Here is a 17,070-nt window from a genome sequence, read left to right as displayed (position 1 = left end):
TTAAACATCTACTCAGGGAGATACAATGACAAGCAATAGCCCAAAACCAAAATTTACTTGGCACTATTACATGATGGGCTTGGGAGCCTTTGCCAGTTTAGTCGCGCTAACCTTAGTTGCATGGAGTGCACTGGCTAGTGCCGTTGCTTTTATGATTGTTAGCCACCCTGTGCTTCGTTTAACGGGTGCGTTGCGCTTAGTGTTTCTGGTGTTATTTGCGGTTATGTATGTATTTAGTTTTCCAAGTATGGAGATCATACAGGCCAAGATGACTTCATGATAATCATAGGCGTTTTGTTAGCTTTTTGATTGATTCACTTGGTAGCCTTGAATATAGGCACGCATTTTTAAAATGCCAAGAGTGATAATCAAAAGTACACCACTCATAACGGCCATTGCAGCTGATAGTGCTGTATCAAGCCACCAAGCTAAGCCGAATCCAAGGATTACAGCAGCGATGGCGTATAGACTGGCAATCCATAGCATGGCTTTAAGTCGCTGGCTTAGTAAATATGCTGTTGCGCCTGGAATGACCAAGAAGGCAACAACGAGGATAGAGCCCATTAAATCAAATGCAGCCACAGCCGTGATAGAGACTAAGCTAACCAGCCCATAGTGCCAAACTGTCGCACTAATGCCTAGGCTAATCGCAAAACTGGGTGCAAAACTGGTTAGTTGTAAGCGGTCAAAAGCGAAAACAATAATACTAAGATTGAGTATTAATAAGACCAGTGCAGTCCAAAAAGCACGGGGGCCAAGATCATAACCAAACCATTGCCAGCGTTCAAATGGTAAAAAAGCCATTTCTCCAAAAACTATATGATGATGGTCTAGGTGGATATGGTCGGCAAAAAGTGCGATAAGCACAAGTGCCAATGCAAACATCCAGATAAATACCAAGCCTAAGCTTGCGTCAGGCTGAATGATTGAATGTTGGCTAATAGCTGTGCTCAACCAAGCTGTTACCAGGCCTGCTAATAAAGCACCCAATAACAACGCAGGCAGTGCAAGGGTCTCAAATAATAGATAGCTAATTACTATGCCAAGCAGTACTGAGTGACTTATCGCGTCGCCCAGCATAGCCATACGACGCAAAATCAGTAAGCTGCCAACGAGCGCACAGCTTACAGCCATTAAAGCAGCGGTAATCACAATCCATAGTTCATACATGCTTACGACTCCGGTTGTGGTGTTGGTAGACCAGGTGCAATAGCCAAGACAGGATAAAAAATATTCCTAGGATAACAATCATCCATGGACCGGTAGGGCTTTGTTCTATAAATAGTGATAACAGCGTGCTGCTTGCTGCCGCAATAGCCGCGAGTGTTGCCGCAGCGGTCAACATAAGCCCAAGTCCTAGTGGCCAAATTCGCATAACGGTAATGGGGATGAGTAAAGCACCAGCCATCAAGATCGCGCCAACAATATGCATGCCTACCACAACCACTAGGACTAAAACTAATGCAAATATAAATTCTTCTCGTGCAACATGAATTCCAAGACTACGCGCATAGTCGGGATTAAATAACACGAGTTTTAACCTGGGGAAAAATATCCATAGATAAACAAGGGTTACTAAAGTGAGTAGTAGCAGTTGTATCAATTCTACACGGGTGATGGCGGCTGCTTGACCAAATAAGAGGCGGTCTAGGCCTGCGGTATTAGGCCAGTGTTGTGCTTGAACGTATGATAATAGCAACATACCTAATGCAAAAAAACTTGCTAATATGATGGCTAAAGCAGTGTCTGTGCGCAGCTTGGTTCTATGTGTCAGTTGATGAATGAGGTAGTAAGCTATTAAGCTCGTCATTAATGCAAAAGTCACGAGTAGTAATGGCGATAAGCTTCCCATAAGGATGACGCCGATCATCACTCCTGGTATGGCAGCATGCGCTAATACATCACCAATCAGGGCACGAGCACGAAGTACGGCCAGTCCCCCAATAGCAGCTGCGCTGACCCCTATGAGTAGCGTACCAAAGATGACCCAAAGTAAGTTAGCGTTTGTAAGTAAGCTGGTCATTGGGTGAGTGCTTCGGGTTGAGGTGAGATGCCAGGCCAAAAATGGGGAAAGGTTTTGGCTAGATTGGCAGCAGTGAAGCTTTCTTTAACGGGTCCTGACGCAATGAGGCCATGATTGAGCTGTACAACCCAATCGAAATGCTGAGGAATGCGAGCAAGGTCATGATGAACACAGATCAGGGTTTTACCCTGTGTAATCAGTTCGTCAAACAATTTAAAAATAAGTGTTTCACTGGTTTGATCAACACCTGCAAATGGTTCGTCCATTAGCAATAAATCGGCTTGTTGACAAAGGGCTCGTGCGATAAATAAACGTTGTTTTTGCCCGCCAGACAAGTAACTAATGGGTTCCTTCATTAGGTCAGATAACCCAACCCTTTCAATATTTTCAGTGGCTAACTTACGATCTTGCGAGGTTGGACGCTGCCAAAACCTTAACTGGCCTTGACGCCCCATGAGAACAAGTTCATACGCGTTAATAGGAAAATTCCAATCAACTTCTTCTCGCTGCGGAATATAGGCAATTCGCTGTTGTACTCGGGTTAGTTTTTGGCCCCAAAAATCAGCCTGACCCTGGCTGGGAACAATGCCCATTAGGGCTTTTAGCAATGTCGATTTTCCGGCGCCATTAGGACCGATTATGGCAATTTTTTGTTTGGCCGCTAAAGTTAATGATAGTGGGGTTAAGATCTCTTTGTGGTTGAGTCTAACGCCAAAGTCTTTTAGTTTTAATAGATCAATTGGTGTGCTATTCATCGTAGTGCGTTAATTATCGTTTGGGTGTTGTGTTTAATCATCGTTTGGTAAGTATCGCCAGGTTGTCCAGGCACAGCTAAGGCATCTGAGAGTAGCTCGCCACCTCGTTTTAATTGATAGCCCTCTGCTGCTAAGCCATTAATCAGTGCATTGATCGAACGAGTAGGTAGCGTGCTTTCAGCAAAGACAGCAGGCACATTAAATTCAGTGATTAAGTCTTTTACCCGTTGTAATGCGGCTAAACCAAACTCGACTTCTGTATTAAGTCCTTGAATAGCAATGACATCTAAACCATAGGTTTGGCGAAAGTATCCAAACGCATCATGGGCGGTCACTAATTTGCGCCTTTGTTCTGGTAATTGTGCTATTTCATCAATGACCCACTGGTGTAAATCAGTTAACTCTGTTGCTAGCTGGGCATAGTTTTGTTCAAAACTATGCTGATGAGCTGGAAAGTGCTTAACGAGTTTTGTTTTGACAAGCTGAGCGACCTCTAGCCAAATGGGCACGCTTAACCAAATATGCGGATCGACAATCCCGTCTATGGTCAGCAAGTATTTATCATCGAGTAGTTCGCCGAGTGCGTAGGTAGGCTTAAAGGCGCTGAGGTTATAAAAAACCTGCGTCATTCGGCCCTCCAATTCTAGTCCATTATAAAGCACCAGATCAGCGCGGCGGAGGAGACGCATGTCATTAAAAGTGGCGCGATAGTAATGAGGGTCAATACCTGGCCCCATAAGTCCTTGCGAATCCACATGGTCAGCACCAATTTGATTGACCAAGTCGGTAATCATGGTTGTACTGCTGACAACCAGCGGTTTGGCTTGAATAGGGGTGAAAGTACCTAGGCTGATGATTAAGCCAACCAACCCTAACCTGATTCCAGCTAGGTAGCGTTTAACATGCAATTTTGATAACCTGTATTTTCTTAACTTTAAAATTAGTCTAGCCTAAATACTTTTTCGGGTCTAGTTAATTAGACTGAAATTTTTTGTCTAGTATGGGGATTTTTGCGTCAAAATAGGGCAAAATAGTGCTGTGTTTGTCAATAGAGAAAACAGTTATGTCGGCATCTAAAGCCATTGAAGATTATTTAAAGTGTATTTATAAACTCGAAGATCCAAGCCAAACTGAAAAAGGTGTTCATACCTCGGCCATTGCGTCACGTTTAAATGTAGCACAAGCATCAGTATCCAATATGATCAAAAAGTTGTCTGATCAAGGATTTGTCAGTTATGAGCCTTATTATGGTGTAGCATTAACGACTACAGGGCGTCAGCTAGCATTGCAGATGATTCGTCGCCACCGAGTTATTGAGCAGTACTTGGTTGAACGTTTGCATTATGCTTGGGATGAGGTCGATGCCGAGGCAGAGGTGCTTGAGCATGCGGTTTCAGATAAGTTAGTGGATGCGATGTGGGAAGCCTTGGGTCGTCCCACCCATGATCCTCATGGTTCGCCAATACCTGATCAGGACGGCATTATGAGTGAACAACCGGTTAAAGCCTTAGTTGATGTTGCGGAAGGTGAGCAGGTTAAATTGGCTAGAATTAAGAATCGATCGCCCGAAGAGCTTCGCTACTTAACCAGTATTGGTTTGGCGATGGGCGAAGGGTTACGGGTGAAAACCAAAGCACCGTTTAATGGGCCGATTATGCTAGAAATAAATAATGAACTGCACGCATTAGATTATCGCATTGCACAGGCGCTGATGGTTGAACGTCAGCATGATTGATATTAACAACGAAGCGTCACATTATTGGCAAGAATTATTGGATGGCTTGGCTACCTCCGTGATTTGGGTGGATGGCGCGCAGAAAATTGGTTACATCAATATGGCGGCAGGTGAGTTATTACAGGTGAGCACACGCCGAATTGTTGGGTCGCCATGGCAGGTGCTCTTGCCAGAGTTGTTTGAAGATCTGACCAGTTTTGGTGAGCAGCGCTTAACCGTTCACGAGTATCAATTACAATTACCGGACTTATCTCGCGTGCGAGTCAGTGCAACCCTGTCAAACTATGAACTTGTTGGGCAGCCTGGTTGGTTAATTGAATTGTTTAATACTGAGCGCCATCATCGGATTGTGGAAGAGGATGAGCGTTGGCATCAGTATGAAGCGGGTAACTTATTAGTCAAGACCTTAGCACATGAAGTTAAAAACCCTTTAGCTGGAATCTATGGTGCTACTCAACTATTACAGAAGCGCTTATATGAAGATACTCGTTCACAAACCTTCTTAGGTGTTATCTCTAAAGAGGTGATTCGATTAAGAAATTTAGTAGATTCAATGTTAGGGCCTAATCAAACCGCTGTTAAAAAACCTGAAAATATCCATGAGATTATTCGCCATGTGATCACGGTTGTAAAACCTGAGTTTCCTGAATCAGTTGAATTAATGCTGGATTATGACCCATCTATTCCAGAGATCTTAATGGATAGTGAGGCCATGATACAGGCTTTGATGAATCTATTGCGTAACGCCGTGCAAGCAATGGGTGGCTTGCAGGGTTTGATTGTGATTCGCACACGGGTTGAGCGTAAGTTTACCCTAGGTACCCAAACCTATCCGTTAGTCGCAGTGGTTAGCATTCATGATGAAGGCAGCGGCATTCCGAAAGAAGTATTCGATTCGATTTTTTACCCCATGGTGAGCAGCAAAAAAGAGGGAACAGGCTTGGGATTGCCAGTGGCACAAAATATTGTTAGAAAACATGGTGGCTTGATTGTAGCTGAAAGCGAACCTGGGCATACCGTGTTCCATGTATATCTGCCTTTTGAGAGAGGACAATCATGACCGAAAAAAACCAGCAGCCCGCTAGTGCAAATGACCAAGCTGTGGTGTGGATTGTGGATGATGATGCCTCTATTCGATGGGTTTTAGAGGCCGCTCTAGAAGATAAGCCTTACCGCGTTAAACTTTTTGACTCACCCAGTTTGGCTTTGAAGCACTTAGATACGGCGCCGCCAACGGTCATTGTAACGGACATTAGGATGCCAGATATGGATGGCATGACGTTTATGGAAGCTGTACATGAAGTGGATGCCAAGATTCCCGTCATTATTATGACGGCTCATGCTGATTTGAATACGGCAGTGCGCTCCTATCAGAGTAAAGCATTTGAATATCTGCCTAAACCTTTTGATATCGATGAGGCAATTAGCCTAATTGACCGAGCAATTAAACGTCAGCTATCTGGTGGAAGGGTGGTTAAATCCCGTTTGGGGACGTCCAATAAACAGCCACTTAACATTATTGGCGCGGCGCCTGCCATGCAAGAGGTGTTTCGTATTATCGGTCGTGTATCGCAGCTAGATGTCACTGTGTTGATTAACGGTGAAACGGGAACAGGGAAAGAGCTAATTGCGCAAGCGCTGCATGAGTTAAGTCCTCGCGCGGATCAACCATTTGTGGCTTTAAACACAGCAGCTATTCCTCGTGAGTTGCTTGAATCTGAGTTGTTTGGCCATGAAAAAGGTGCGTTTACCGGTGCGCATTCTCAACGTATCGGACGTTTTGAGCAGGCGAATGGTGGCACGTTGTTTTTGGATGAAATTGGTGACATGCCAGTGGATTTACAAACCCGCTTATTACGTGTGTTAAATGATGGTAGTTTTTATCGGGTGGGTGGGCGTAACCCCATTCATGCTAAAGTAAGAATTGTTGCAGCCACTCACCAAAATATGGAGCAGTTGGTGCGCGAAGGACGCTTCCGTGAGGACTTGTTGTACCGACTAAATATTATTCGTATCAAGATTCCTGCTTTACGTGAACGATCAGAAGACATTCCATTATTGCTGAAGTTTTATATGTCAAAAGAAGCGAAGGTATTGGATTTGGAGGAAAAGCACTTCGATAAAGAAGTAGAAGCATTTTTGTCACGTTTACCTTGGCCTGGTAATGTTCGTCAGTTGCGCAGCCTATGTACTTGGTTAACGATTATGGCGCCCGATAAACTTGTGCGCATGGAAGACTTGCCGTTGGAGTTTCGTCAGGGTACGACGCAGGTTGTTTCTGGTGATGATCATGAGGAGTGGCCGGTATTGTTACGTCAATGGTCAGATCAGTTTTTAGCGAGTGGGGAAGAGGGGTTGCATACCAAGGCGGAACCTATGTTTGAGCGCGTTTTAATCGAATCAGCCTTACAAGCAAGTCAGTTTCACCGACAAAAGGCAGCCAAGTTGTTAGGGTGGGGACGCAATACTTTGACAAGAAAAAGCCAGGCGCTTGGGTTGGACTAAAAGCGTAAAGCCAAGGGCTCTAGCGCCCTCATGGCATAGTTTTACACGGCTTTATAGGGCTGCTGGACCTGTTTCGCCGGTTCGAATCCGGATAGTTTGCTCAATGGGTGTGACAAAGATTTTACCATCGCCGATTTTGCCAGTTTGCGCTGCGGCAACAATCGCTTCAATCGCACTCTCAACCTGGTCATCATCGATCGCAATTTCTAGTTTGAGTTTGGGTAAAAAATCTACTACATACTCGGCGCCACGATACATTTCGGTATGTCCCTTTTGACGACCATAGCCTTTAACTTCGGTCACTGTCATACCATGAATGCCAATATCGTGTAGGGCATCGCGTACATCGTCAAGTTTGAAGGGTTTAATAATTGCCGTAATCTGTTTCATCTTAGATGCCTCCTATGGCATGTTCGTCATCATCGATATATTCGTTGTTATCTTTGTCGCTTGTTTTTTTACTTTGTTGGGGGGTTGCTTGGAAAGCTTCCCCCATTTTAATAAACCGTTTTTGCTGTTGTCCAAGCTCAGGGAATAGGTTTTCAGGTGTGACCAATACAACTGTTGAGCCCATGTTAAAGCGGCCAATTTCATCGCCCTTATTAAAATGTAGATTTTGGTCGGTGTAATCCCAATGTTGGATAGTTGGACCATAGTGAGGGGTGATTTTGCCTTCAAATACGGTCTCCATGCTGCCCACAAAGATTGCGCCTACCATAACGAGTGCGTAAGGCCCATCAGCTGTTTGAAAGCGTAAAATTAGACGTTCATTACGGGCAAATAAACCAGGCACTAACCTAACCGTGGCCGGGTTTACAGCAAACAAATCACCTGGTACATAGGTCATTGAAATCAACTGCGCACACATTGGAAGATGAATTCGGTGGTAGTCTCTGGGTGATAAATAGATAACCCCAAACTGACCGTTATGAAATTGTTTAGCATATTCAATGTCCCCGCCAAGTAACGCCTCAACAGTGTAATCATGGCACTTAGCTTGAACCATTTGATTCCCTTGAAGTTTAGCGCTTTGACTAATTACACCGTCTACTGGGCTGACCCAGACTTGGTCGCCTTCAGCAATGGGTCGCGTTTCAGGTTTGAGCGCACGGGTAAAAAAACTATTAAAGTGCGGGTAGTCATCGGGTTCAGACTTGACCGCATCAGTTAAATCAATATCGTAAAGTTTTGTTAGGGCTCGAATCGTCTGACGCTTAATCCAAGGTTGTTCAATATGCATAAACCAATGCATCGTGTTAGATAGCATGTGTTGCGGAACAAGGTACTGCGGTATAACTTTAACATAATCAAACATGAAGGAGTTCCTACTATGCATAAAGGGTTGGGCTCAATAATTATGTAATTTTAAGGTATAATCTCACAAATTTATAGGGTTAGGTTCGTATATCACAACTTATTGATTGGTGATGAGTTTGAAGCGGATATTTATTTTAATAAGGAAGCAGTATGTCAGAAATAAAAAAAGTGGTTTTAGCTTATTCCGGCGGTTTAGATACGTCAATTATTGCTAAATGGCTACAAGATGAATACCAGTGTGAAGTGGTAACCTTTACAGCCGACATAGGTCAAGGCGAAGAGGTTGAGCCTGCACGCGCTAAAGCCGAAGCGATGGGGATCAAAGAGATTTTTATCGAGGATTTACGAGAAGAGTTTGCTCGCGATTTTGTATTCCCTATGTTTCGTGCTAATGCGATTTATGAAGGTGAGTATTTATTGGGTACTTCGATTGCACGCCCGTTAATTTCTAAACGTTTGGTAGAAATTGCACGTGATGTCAATGCTGATGCTATTTCGCATGGTGCAACGGGTAAAGGTAATGATCAGGTTCGTTTTGAGTTAAGTGCTTATGCGTTGATGCCTGATGTTAAGGTTATTGCACCTTGGCGTGAGTGGGATTTGAACTCCCGTGAAAAGTTAATGGCTTATGCCGAAGAGCATAATATTGCCATTGAAAACAAAAAAGGCAAAAAGTCACCTTATTCGATGGATGCCAACTTGCTGCATATTTCTTATGAGGGTGGCCTTTTAGAAGATCCTTGGGCTGAACCTGAGGAACCTATGTGGCGTTGGTCTGTTTCTCCTGAGAATGCCCCTAATCAGCCAACTTATATTGAGCTGACTTATAAGCAGGGCGATATTGACGCAATCAATGGTCAAGCTATGTCACCCGCAACTGTTATGGCTGAACTGAATAAAATTGGTGGAGCAAATGGCATTGGTCGCGATGATCTAGTGGAAAACCGTTTTGTGGGCATGAAGTCGCGCGGCTGTTATGAAACCCCTGCGGGTACGATTATGCTAAAAGCGCATCGTGCAATTGAATCGATAACCCTTGACCGTGAGGCCGCGCATTTGAAAGATGAAATGATGCCACGTTATGCCAAATTGGTTTACAACGGCTTTTGGTTTAGTCCAGAGCGCGAAATGTTGCAAGCGGCAATTGATAAATCACAACAAGTTGTTAACGGTGTCGTGCGTTTGAAGCTCTATAAAGGCAATGTGATTGTCGTGGGTCGTAAATCTGAAACGGATAGCTTGTTTGATGAATCGATTGCTACTTTTGAAGATGATCAAGGCGCTTATGACCAAAAAGATGCCGAAGGCTTTATTAAGTTAAACGCGTTACGTTTGCGTATTGCCGCGCGTAAACGTCAAAGCTAGTTTGTAATTTGATGTCAAACAAAGCAAGCTGGCCTAGTTGGACAGAGTTCCGTCAAAACTCAATTTTAATATTGGGTTTTGGTTTGGGATCCGGCATGATCAAGAAGGCCCCCGGCACTTGGGGCACCTTGCTTGGTTGGTTATTATTTATTCCATTGCTAGTTTATGCCCCAATTTTAGCTTGGTTGGTTTTCGGTTTAGGCCTCATTGCCGGAAGTTGGATTTGTGGTCGTGCAGCAGAGATTGTGGGTGTGCATGATCATGGCGGCATTGTATGGGATGAGTTTGTTGGCATTTGGTTAGTCCTTTTGCTTTTGCCTGACCAGGCCTGGTTATGGTGGTTACTTGCCTTTGGGTTATTTCGGGTGTTTGATATTATCAAACCTTGGCCGATTGGCTGGTTAGACCGCCGGGTTTCTGGTGGGTTTGGCATTATGGTAGATGATGTAGTCGCGGCAATGATGGCTATTGCATCCATTTGGTTAATTTTTTTGATGGTAAATTAAGATGTTTATTACATGTATGGACGCAAAGCGTCTGGTAAAAGAAGAGCAGGGTCAGTTAGTTGATGTACGTGAGCCGAGTGAATTACGAATGAACGCAGTACCCGAGGCAGTCAACATGCCTTTGTATGAGTTTGCGGAACGCTCGTTAAATGAACTCAATCCGCATGCACCAGTTATTCTATTTTGTCACTCTGGCGCGCGGTCTCAAATGGCCACCCAGTATCTAAAAGACAATGGTTTTAAGCAGGTCTATAATCTTGGGTCGTTTATGGCTTGGCATCAGTGTGCAGGTTAATTCATTCACCTTGCTAATCAAGGAGACATCATCATGGCATTACCTATTCAAATCTTAATTGCGCTGATATTGGCAGCCATTGCGGGTAGTTTAGCAGGCACCACAGGACAGGTTTTGGGCGTCTCTGCATTAGCCATTTTTGATTTTATCGGTACTTTATTTTTAAATGCATTGATGATGATTGTGATCCCCTTAGTGGTGTCGGCCATTATTTTGGGTGTGAGCAGTATTGGTGGACAGGGTGGTTTTAGCCGTTTGGGCTTTAAAACCTTAGGCTATTACCTGACCACTGGTTTTATAGCCGTAGTGGTAGGTTTAACGCTGGTTAATACTATTCAGCCTGGTGTAACAGATACTGAGCCACCACAGCTCGAGGCGAATGCTCAGATCATGACGGCTGTAGAAGGCCGTGGTAGTGGAGATTTGTTCGAAATATTCCTTCGTATGGTGCCTGATAATATATTTGGCGCGGCTGTCGAAATGCAAATGCTCGGCCTGATCTTCTTTAGCATTGTGTTTGGTTTCTTCTTATCCAAAATCAGTGGCCCTGGTCGCGATGCAATGCAAAATTTTTGGCAAGGTTTGTTTGATGTCATGATGTTGATCACCCAGTGGGTTATGAAGTTTGCCCCTTACGGTGTGTTTGGCTTGGTGGCGGCATCGGTCGCGAGGACAGGTTTTGATCAATTTGGTGCGTTAGCCTGGTTTTTTGTGACTGTGGTATTGGCACTAGCGGTACATTTTTTAATTGTGATGCCACTTATTTTGCGTTTTGTTGGCGGAGTGCAGTCACCTTGGCAGCATTATCGTGCCATGGCTCCAGCGTTGTTAACCGCTTTTTCAACGAGTTCCTCGGCGTCTACCTTACCCATTACGCTTGCAAATATAGAACATCGTGCCGGTGTTTCAAATCGCGTGAGCAGTTTTGTTTTGCCATTAGGTGCCACGGTAAATATGGATGGCACTGCTTTATTCGAATGTGTGGCGGTATTGTTTATTGCCCAGTTGTTTGGTGTAGAGCTAAGTTTTGCACAACAAGTGCTGGTAGTTGTATTGGCTTTGGCTACTTCAATCGGTGTCGCCGGTATTCCGTCTGCAAGTTTGGTAGCAATCAGTGTTATTTTGTTAGCAGTAGGCTTACCTTTAGAAGCACTAGGGTTATTGCTGGTCGTTGATCGTTTGCTCGATATGATGCGAACGTCGGTTAATATTTTTAGTGACTCGGTGGGGGCAGTAGTGGTTGCTAACTTAGAAGGAGAAAAAGCTACTTATCCCATTAGTGGCAATTGAAATCGTGCTAGGCGTGGTTGTCCGTTTTCAATCATAACATAGTTGGCGCCACTGGGTTGCCAATCACTCACAACCCAGCGCTGCTTGGATCTTTGATCTTGATGATGTCCCGGGCGGTGAGTATGGCCATGAATAAGATGCTCTGCTTTAGGGTGTGTTTGCCATATTTTATCGAGTGCGGCCGCTGTGACATCCATTATTTCGGCAGACTTGTGTTGGTTAGTACGGCTTGATTTTTTACGAAGATGGTTCGCTAGTTTTAATCGCCATGTTTTAGGTAGGTTGCGTAACAGGTTTTTGAACCAGGCCTGCTGGGTAAAAAATCGCAGGCGCTGGTAAGCCTTATCATCTGTACACAGGCTGTCCCCATGCATCAGTAAAATTTTTGACTTTTGTTTGATATTTAACTGGATAACGTCTTCATATAATGGTGTGGCTTGGCAGGCTTGCATTAAGCTGCTGCCCATTAAAAAATCACGATTGCCCACTCCAATATAAAGGCTAGTGTTTGATTGCTTTAATGCGACTAGCGCTTCAATCTCTCGCTGATAAAATGGCATGCTGACATCATCTCCCAGCCAAGCTTCAAATAAATCGCCCATTATCATAAGATGGTCAGCTTGCGTAGCCGGCCCAGCCAAAAAACTTAAAAATGCTTGGTTTATAGGATGAATAACTTGACACTCACTCGCTTGCAATGAGGGCATCAAGTGAATGTCAGCGACCACCAGGGTGCGATGGCCGGTTATATCAAGAGTGTTAATGGGTGTGGGGGCAAGCAGGGATCAAGCTTCCGATACAAGCGTGTTTTCAATGTAAATATCCTCTAGAGGTACATCACTGTGTCCCATGCGATTTCCTGTTTTAGCTTCTGCCATCTTGTCAACAATATCCATTCCTTCAATTACTTCAGCAAAAACGGCATAGCCCCAGCCGTGAAGGTCAGGCGAGCGGTGATCCAAAAAGTCATTATCTTTTAGGTTAATAAAGAATTGTGATGTAGCAGAATGAGGCGCTTGGGTGCGTGCCATAGAGAGCGTGCCGCGTTTGTTTTTAAGGCCGTTGTCAGCTTCATTTTCAATGGCTGGTTGGGTTTCTTTCTGGTTCATTTCAGCGTCTAAGCCACCGCCTTGCACCACGAAGTCAGGGATAATGCGATGAAAAATGGTACCGTTATAAAAACCGGATTCGGCATAGTCAATAAAGTTATGGGCAGAAATCGGCGCGAGTTCGTGATCAACTTTAATTTTAATGTGGCCCAACGTGGTTTCAAAAGTAACAAGGTTCTTCATATATACTTCCCTAGCAGTAACAGAGTGAGTTTGAACAATTTAGGTTTATTGAATTTGACGAACGCGTTCAATTATAACGGGATTAATGGGCACGTCTTGATGACCATTACGCGAGGTCGTTGGTTGAGTACGAATTTGATTGACGGTGCGCATGCCGTCGACGACGCGACCAAATACGGTGTAACCCCATGCTCGCGGCGTTTTTTCACGGAAATCCAATGAGCGATTATTGGCTACGTTAATGAAAAATTGAGAGGTGGCAGAGTGCGGATCATTCGTTCTAGCCATGGCAATGGTGCCAATACGATTGTGTAAACCATTGTCAGCCTCATTCTGAATAGGGTCACGAGTCGCTTTACGGCGCATTTGCTGATCCATACCTCCGCCTTGAATCATAAAGTTATCAATAACTCGGTGGAAGATTGTGCCATCGTAAAAGCCATCTTTAGCATACTCCAAAAAGTTTGCTACTGTAATAGGTGCTTCATTAGGGTAAAGCTCAATGATCATGCTCCCCAAATTTGTTTCGACCAATACCTTGGGGTTGTCAGCTTTCGCTGCCGTACTAAACACGAGTGTAGTTGTTAACGCAGCGGCAATAAATGTACGTCTTAGCATGGCATAACCTTTTCTTTGGTAAATATCAAAATATAAGAACATTCTAACATTGAAAGCAAAAGTGCGTAACCACATGAAGCTCTTTTTAACTCTGTGTATAATAGCTGTCTTTAATTAAATTTAATATCCCCCTTTCCCCAGGAGCCAGAGCGGATGAAAGAAAACACTACCCCAGAGCGTGCTACTCATTTTATTCGAACGATTATTGAGGGTGATTTATCTTCTGGGTTGCATCAATCTATTCAAACCCGTTTTCCGCCAGAGCCAAATGGCTATTTGCATATTGGTCATGCTAAATCGATTTGCTTAAACTTTGGTTTGGCGCTGGATTATCAAGGTCAGTGTAACTTGCGTTTTGACGACACCAATCCGGCGAAAGAGGATATGGAGTACGTAGAGTCGATTCAGCGCGATGTGCAATGGTTGGGCTTTGAATGGTCGGGCGAGATTCGTTACAGTTCCAACTATTTCGAGCAGTTTTATCAGTATGCGATGGAGTTGGTGGATAAGGGCTTGGCCTATGTTTGTTTTTTAAGTATGGAACAACAACGCGAGTATCGCGGCACGCTGACCGAAGTAGGTAAGTCAAGCCCTTATCGTGATACGTCCGCGGCGGAGAATCGTCAATTATTGGAAAAAATGCGTGCCGGTGGTTTTAAAGAAGGTGAATGCGTGTTGCGCGCTAAAATTGATATGAGCTCGCCGATTATGTGTATGCGCGACCCGATATTATACCGGGTGCGTTATCAGCATCATCACCAAACCGGTGATGCCTGGTGTATTTATCCAATGTATGACTTTGCGCATTGCATTTCTGATGCGATTGAGGGCGTGACGCATTCTTTATGTACCTTGGAATTTCAGGATAACCGTCGTTTGTACGATTGGATTTTGGACAATATCACCTTGCCAAACGCCACCCGTCCGCGTCAGTATGAGTTTTCGCGTTTAAACCTAGAATATACCGTGATGTCAAAGCGTAAGCTGCATCAACTGGTGGACGATAAACTGGTGTCCGGCTGGGATGACCCACGTATGCCGACCATTTCCGGGTTGCGTCGTCGCGGTTATACCCCGGCGTCTTTGCGTGACTTTGCCGAGCGCATTGGTGTTAGTAAAGTGGACAGCTTTACCGAAATGTCGATTCTTGAGGCGGCAGTGCGTGATGATTTGAATGTGAATGCACCGCGTTCGATGGCGGTGTTAAACCCGGTCAAAGTCGTGATTGAAAACTACCCTGAGGGACAGGTTGAATCGATTCAAGCACCGGTGCACCCGCAAAACGAAGACATGGGTAAACGCGAGATTTTCTTTAGCCGAGAGGTCTATATCGACCGTGATGATTTCCGTGAAGAAGCCAATAAAAAATACAAGCGTTTAGTGCTGGGTAAAGAGGTGCGTTTGCGTAATGCCTATATTATTAAAGCGGAACGCTTTGAAAACGATGAAAACGGCGAGTTAAAAACCATTTATTGTTCTTATGACCCCGATACCTTGGGCAAAAACCCAGCCGATGGCCGCAAGGTTAAGGGCGTCATACATTGGGTTGAGGCCAGCAAAGCGGTGCCAGCAGAATTCCATTTATATGACCGTTTGTTTAGCGTGCCTAATCCGAACAAAGCCGAGGATTTTGAAGCGGTTTTAAACCCCGATTCATTGGTGATTAAAAAGGGCTTTGTTGAACCAGGCCTGGTCGATGCCCAGGCTCAATTAGCCTATCAGTTCGAGCGTGAAGGTTATTTCTGTCGCGACAATCAACATCCAGGCTTGGTGTTTAACCGCACCGTGGGCCTACGCGACACCTGGAGCGAAAACGCTTAACTAACCCTAATTCGAGCTTGAGAGAAATGTATGAGTTTACAAATTTATAATACCGAAACCCGTCAGAAAGAAGTTTTTAAACCGATTGTGCCCGGTAAGGTCGGCATCTATGTGTGTGGGGTCACGGTCTATGACTATTGCCATATCGGCCATGCGCGAGTGATGGTGGTGTTTGATACCGTGGTGCGTCACATGCGAGCGCGCGGGCTTGACGTTAAGTATGTGCGTAACATCACTGACATTGATGACAAAATCATTAATCGGGCGTTTGAAAATCAAGAGTCGGTACAAAGCCTGACCGAGCGCTTCATCAAAGCGATGCATGAAGATGAAACCGCATTGAATATTCTGCGCCCGGATATTGAGCCAAAAGCGACGGATTTTATCCCAGAGATTCAGCAGCTAGTCAACACCTTGATTGAAAAGGGCCATGCCTATGCCGCACCGAATGGCGATGTGTACTTTAAAGTGAAGTCTTTTGAATCTTATGGCCGTTTATCCGGTAAAAAACAAGACGATCTTGAAGCCGGCGCGCGGGTCGAAATTAACCCGAACAAGCAAGACCCAATGGATTTTGTGCTATGGAAAGCGTCTAAGGAAAATGAACCGGCTTGGGATTCGGCCTGGGGACAGGGCAGGCCTGGTTGGCATATTGAATGTTCAGCGATGTCAGGCTCCTGTATTGGTGAGCGTTTGGATATTCATGGCGGTGGTATGGATTTGCAGTTCCCTCATCATGAAAACGAAATCGCCCAATCAGAATGTGCCCACGGTGAGCATTATGTTAATACCTGGATGCATGTCGGTTTTGTTCGCGTGGACAATGAAAAAATGTCTAAGTCACTGAACAACTTCTTTACGATTCGTGAAGTGTTAAAAGATTATCATCCAGAAGTGATTCGTTATTTCTTGTTATCCAGCCATTATCGCAGTCCGTTGAACTATACGATTGAAAACCTAGATATAGCGAAAACCAATTTGGCACGTCTATATACCGCGTTGCAAGCCGCAGAACCAGGCCTGGTAGCAGCAGACACCAACTTTGAAGCCAAGTTTAATGAAGCCATGGACGATGATTTCAACACCCCGCAAGCCATGGCGGTGTTGTTTGAATTGGTCAAAGAAGTCAATAAAACCCAACAACCAGGCTTGGTGGCCTTGCTACAAAGCCTGGCAAACCGCTTGGGATTCTTAACGGAAAGCTCGGAAGCGTTTTTCAAAAGCCAAGTGGGGCAAAGGGATGGTTTAACCGATGACGCGATTGAAGCCTTAATTGTTGAACGCACTCAGGCGCGTGTCGATAAAAACTGGGCGCGATCGGATGAGATTCGTGATGAATTGTTAGCTAAAGGGGTCGAGTTGCTTGATAGCAAGGAGGGCACAACTTGGCGTAGAGTCAAATAACCTTAGTTAAGTTGTGGCTTTATAGATTAATCTTATATTGGTATAAAAATATTTGACAGCGTCATAAGCTTTTATTAAAATGAACGCTATTCATGTTTCTTCATGAGTATCCTCCTTTAGTTATCTTTTGATAATTTTTAGCCA

19 protein-coding genes are annotated in these 17,070 nt (G+C 44.5%); 10 read left to right on the top strand and 9 right to left on the bottom strand.

Annotated elements, in window-relative coordinates:
* Positions 1–25: 25 nt before the first annotated feature.
* Positions 26–280: a hypothetical protein gene (locus tag BM293_RS01970; RefSeq protein WP_093446435.1), complete on the top strand. Its 255-nt coding sequence runs from the start codon at positions 26–28 to the stop codon at positions 278–280.
* Positions 281–297: 17 nt separating this feature from the next.
* Here the strand turns inward: BM293_RS01970 and BM293_RS01965 are convergent, their stop codons facing one another.
* From BM293_RS01965 to BM293_RS01950, 4 genes are read right to left on the bottom strand one after another with little or no spacing between them, the layout of a single operon-like run.
* Positions 298–1,170: a metal ABC transporter permease gene (locus tag BM293_RS01965; protein ID WP_093446434.1), complete on the bottom strand. Its 873-nt coding sequence runs from the start codon at positions 1,168–1,170 to the stop codon at positions 298–300.
* Positions 1,163–2,023, bottom strand: coding sequence for a metal ABC transporter permease (locus BM293_RS01960; protein ID WP_093446432.1), 861 nt, complete (start codon positions 2,021–2,023; stop codon positions 1,163–1,165). The genes BM293_RS01965 and BM293_RS01960 overlap by 8 nt, the downstream gene beginning before the upstream one ends.
* Positions 2,020–2,778, bottom strand: a complete 759-nt coding sequence (locus tag BM293_RS01955) for a metal ABC transporter ATP-binding protein (RefSeq protein WP_093446431.1) — start codon at positions 2,776–2,778, stop codon at positions 2,020–2,022. The genes BM293_RS01960 and BM293_RS01955 overlap by 4 nt, the downstream gene beginning before the upstream one ends.
* Positions 2,775–3,686, bottom strand: a complete 912-nt coding sequence (locus tag BM293_RS01950; protein ID WP_234968861.1) for a metal ABC transporter solute-binding protein, Zn/Mn family — start codon at positions 3,684–3,686, stop codon at positions 2,775–2,777. Before BM293_RS01950 ends, BM293_RS01955 begins: the two co-directional genes overlap by 4 nt.
* A 155-nt stretch (positions 3,687–3,841) precedes the next feature.
* Between BM293_RS01950 and BM293_RS01945 the strand changes: the two genes are divergently transcribed.
* The 3 genes from BM293_RS01945 to ntrC are packed head-to-tail and all read left to right on the top strand — an operon-like array spanning position 3,842 to position 7,018.
* Positions 3,842–4,513 (top strand): metal-dependent transcriptional regulator, encoded by a 672-nt coding sequence (locus BM293_RS01945; RefSeq protein ID WP_093446430.1) that lies wholly within the window; start codon positions 3,842–3,844, stop codon positions 4,511–4,513.
* Positions 4,494–5,573, top strand: a complete 1,080-nt coding sequence (gene glnL / locus BM293_RS01940) for a nitrogen regulation protein NR(II) (RefSeq protein WP_234968860.1) — start codon at positions 4,494–4,496, stop codon at positions 5,571–5,573. The genes BM293_RS01945 and glnL overlap by 20 nt, the downstream gene beginning before the upstream one ends.
* Positions 5,570–7,018, top strand: coding sequence for a nitrogen regulation protein NR(I) (ntrC, locus tag BM293_RS01935; RefSeq protein ID WP_093446427.1), 1,449 nt, complete (start codon positions 5,570–5,572; stop codon positions 7,016–7,018). Before glnL ends, ntrC begins: the two co-directional genes overlap by 4 nt.
* A 51-nt stretch (positions 7,019–7,069) precedes the next feature.
* Here ntrC and BM293_RS01930 read toward each other — a convergent pair whose 3' ends face one another.
* The gene (locus BM293_RS01930) at positions 7,070–7,408 is read right to left on the bottom strand and encodes a P-II family nitrogen regulator (protein WP_093446425.1); all 339 of its coding nucleotides are present in this window, start codon (positions 7,406–7,408) and stop codon (positions 7,070–7,072) included.
* Between the two features lies 1 nt (position 7,409).
* Complete coding sequence (gene asd, locus BM293_RS01925) at positions 7,410–8,333, bottom strand: archaetidylserine decarboxylase (RefSeq protein WP_093446424.1); 924 nt, start codon at positions 8,331–8,333, stop codon at positions 7,410–7,412.
* Between the two features lie 152 nt (positions 8,334–8,485).
* Between asd and BM293_RS01920 the strand changes: the two genes are divergently transcribed.
* From BM293_RS01920 to BM293_RS01905, 4 genes are read left to right on the top strand one after another with little or no spacing between them, the layout of a single operon-like run.
* Positions 8,486–9,700 carry an argininosuccinate synthase gene (locus BM293_RS01920; protein ID WP_093446422.1) on the top strand — a complete coding sequence of 405 codons (1,215 nt, stop codon included), beginning with the start codon at positions 8,486–8,488 and terminating at the stop codon, positions 9,698–9,700.
* 11 nt (positions 9,701–9,711) lie between these two features.
* The gene (locus BM293_RS01915) at positions 9,712–10,206 is read left to right on the top strand and encodes a phosphatidylglycerophosphatase A family protein (RefSeq protein ID WP_093446421.1); all 495 of its coding nucleotides are present in this window, start codon (positions 9,712–9,714) and stop codon (positions 10,204–10,206) included.
* 16 nt (positions 10,207–10,222) lie between these two features.
* Positions 10,223–10,501 (top strand): rhodanese-like domain-containing protein, encoded by a 279-nt coding sequence (locus BM293_RS01910; RefSeq protein ID WP_234968858.1) that lies wholly within the window; start codon positions 10,223–10,225, stop codon positions 10,499–10,501.
* 33 nt (positions 10,502–10,534) lie between these two features.
* Complete coding sequence (locus BM293_RS01905; RefSeq protein WP_093446418.1) at positions 10,535–11,791, top strand: dicarboxylate/amino acid:cation symporter; 1,257 nt, start codon at positions 10,535–10,537, stop codon at positions 11,789–11,791.
* Here BM293_RS01905 and BM293_RS01900 read toward each other — a convergent pair.
* The 3 genes from BM293_RS01900 to BM293_RS01890 are packed head-to-tail and all read right to left on the bottom strand — an operon-like array spanning position 11,770 to position 13,701.
* Positions 11,770–12,519, bottom strand: a complete 750-nt coding sequence (locus BM293_RS01900; protein ID WP_093446417.1) for a UDP-2,3-diacylglucosamine diphosphatase — start codon at positions 12,517–12,519, stop codon at positions 11,770–11,772. The genes BM293_RS01905 and BM293_RS01900 overlap by 22 nt on opposite strands.
* A gap of 57 nt (positions 12,520–12,576) precedes the next feature.
* Positions 12,577–13,083, bottom strand: coding sequence for a peptidylprolyl isomerase (locus tag BM293_RS01895; protein WP_093446415.1), 507 nt, complete (start codon positions 13,081–13,083; stop codon positions 12,577–12,579).
* 45 nt (positions 13,084–13,128) lie between these two features.
* Positions 13,129–13,701: a peptidylprolyl isomerase gene (locus BM293_RS01890; protein WP_093447824.1), complete on the bottom strand. Its 573-nt coding sequence runs from the start codon at positions 13,699–13,701 to the stop codon at positions 13,129–13,131.
* A 153-nt stretch (positions 13,702–13,854) separates the two neighbouring features.
* Between BM293_RS01890 and glnS the strand changes: the two genes are divergently transcribed.
* The gene (gene glnS, locus BM293_RS01885; protein ID WP_093446414.1) at positions 13,855–15,522 is read left to right on the top strand and encodes a glutamine--tRNA ligase; all 1,668 of its coding nucleotides are present in this window, start codon (positions 13,855–13,857) and stop codon (positions 15,520–15,522) included.
* A gap of 30 nt (positions 15,523–15,552) precedes the next feature.
* A complete protein-coding gene (gene cysS / locus BM293_RS01880; protein WP_093446412.1) occupies positions 15,553–16,926 on the top strand; it encodes a cysteine--tRNA ligase in 1,374 nt (457 codons plus the stop codon).
* Positions 16,927–17,070 lie beyond the last annotated feature (144 nt).

It is taken from the genome of Thiomicrospira sp. ALE5, assembly GCF_900112445.1.
Lineage (GTDB): Bacteria > Pseudomonadota > Gammaproteobacteria > Thiomicrospirales > Thiomicrospiraceae > Thiomicrospira.
This window is presented reverse-complemented; position numbering and strand designations above follow the sequence as displayed.

What these genes read in the sequence shown, in the direction of transcription:
- BM293_RS01970 (WP_093446435.1), top strand. Translation starts at nt 26, where the DNA reads ATGACAAGCAATAGCCCAAAACCAAAATTTACTTGGCACTATTACATG.
- BM293_RS01965 (WP_093446434.1), bottom strand. Translation starts at nt 1,170, where the DNA reads ATGTATGAACTATGGATTGTGATTACCGCTGCTTTAATGGCTGTAAGC.
- BM293_RS01960 (WP_093446432.1), bottom strand. Translation starts at nt 2,023, where the DNA reads ATGACCAGCTTACTTACAAACGCTAACTTACTTTGGGTCATCTTTGGT.
- BM293_RS01955 (WP_093446431.1), bottom strand. Translation starts at nt 2,778, where the DNA reads ATGAATAGCACACCAATTGATCTATTAAAACTAAAAGACTTTGGCGTT.
- BM293_RS01945 (WP_093446430.1), top strand. Translation starts at nt 3,842, where the DNA reads ATGTCGGCATCTAAAGCCATTGAAGATTATTTAAAGTGTATTTATAAA.
- ntrC (WP_093446427.1), top strand. Translation starts at nt 5,570, where the DNA reads ATGACCGAAAAAAACCAGCAGCCCGCTAGTGCAAATGACCAAGCTGTG.
- BM293_RS01930 (WP_093446425.1), bottom strand. Translation starts at nt 7,408, where the DNA reads ATGAAACAGATTACGGCAATTATTAAACCCTTCAAACTTGACGATGTA.
- asd (WP_093446424.1), bottom strand. Translation starts at nt 8,333, where the DNA reads ATGTTTGATTATGTTAAAGTTATACCGCAGTACCTTGTTCCGCAACAC.
- BM293_RS01920 (WP_093446422.1), top strand. Translation starts at nt 8,486, where the DNA reads ATGTCAGAAATAAAAAAAGTGGTTTTAGCTTATTCCGGCGGTTTAGAT.
- BM293_RS01915 (WP_093446421.1), top strand. Translation starts at nt 9,712, where the DNA reads ATGTCAAACAAAGCAAGCTGGCCTAGTTGGACAGAGTTCCGTCAAAAC.
- BM293_RS01910 (WP_234968858.1), top strand. Translation starts at nt 10,223, where the DNA reads ATGGACGCAAAGCGTCTGGTAAAAGAAGAGCAGGGTCAGTTAGTTGAT.
- BM293_RS01905 (WP_093446418.1), top strand. Translation starts at nt 10,535, where the DNA reads ATGGCATTACCTATTCAAATCTTAATTGCGCTGATATTGGCAGCCATT.
- BM293_RS01895 (WP_093446415.1), bottom strand. Translation starts at nt 13,083, where the DNA reads ATGAAGAACCTTGTTACTTTTGAAACCACGTTGGGCCACATTAAAATT.
- BM293_RS01890 (WP_093447824.1), bottom strand. Translation starts at nt 13,701, where the DNA reads ATGCTAAGACGTACATTTATTGCCGCTGCGTTAACAACTACACTCGTG.
- glnS (WP_093446414.1), top strand. Translation starts at nt 13,855, where the DNA reads ATGAAAGAAAACACTACCCCAGAGCGTGCTACTCATTTTATTCGAACG.
- cysS (WP_093446412.1), top strand. Translation starts at nt 15,553, where the DNA reads ATGAGTTTACAAATTTATAATACCGAAACCCGTCAGAAAGAAGTTTTT.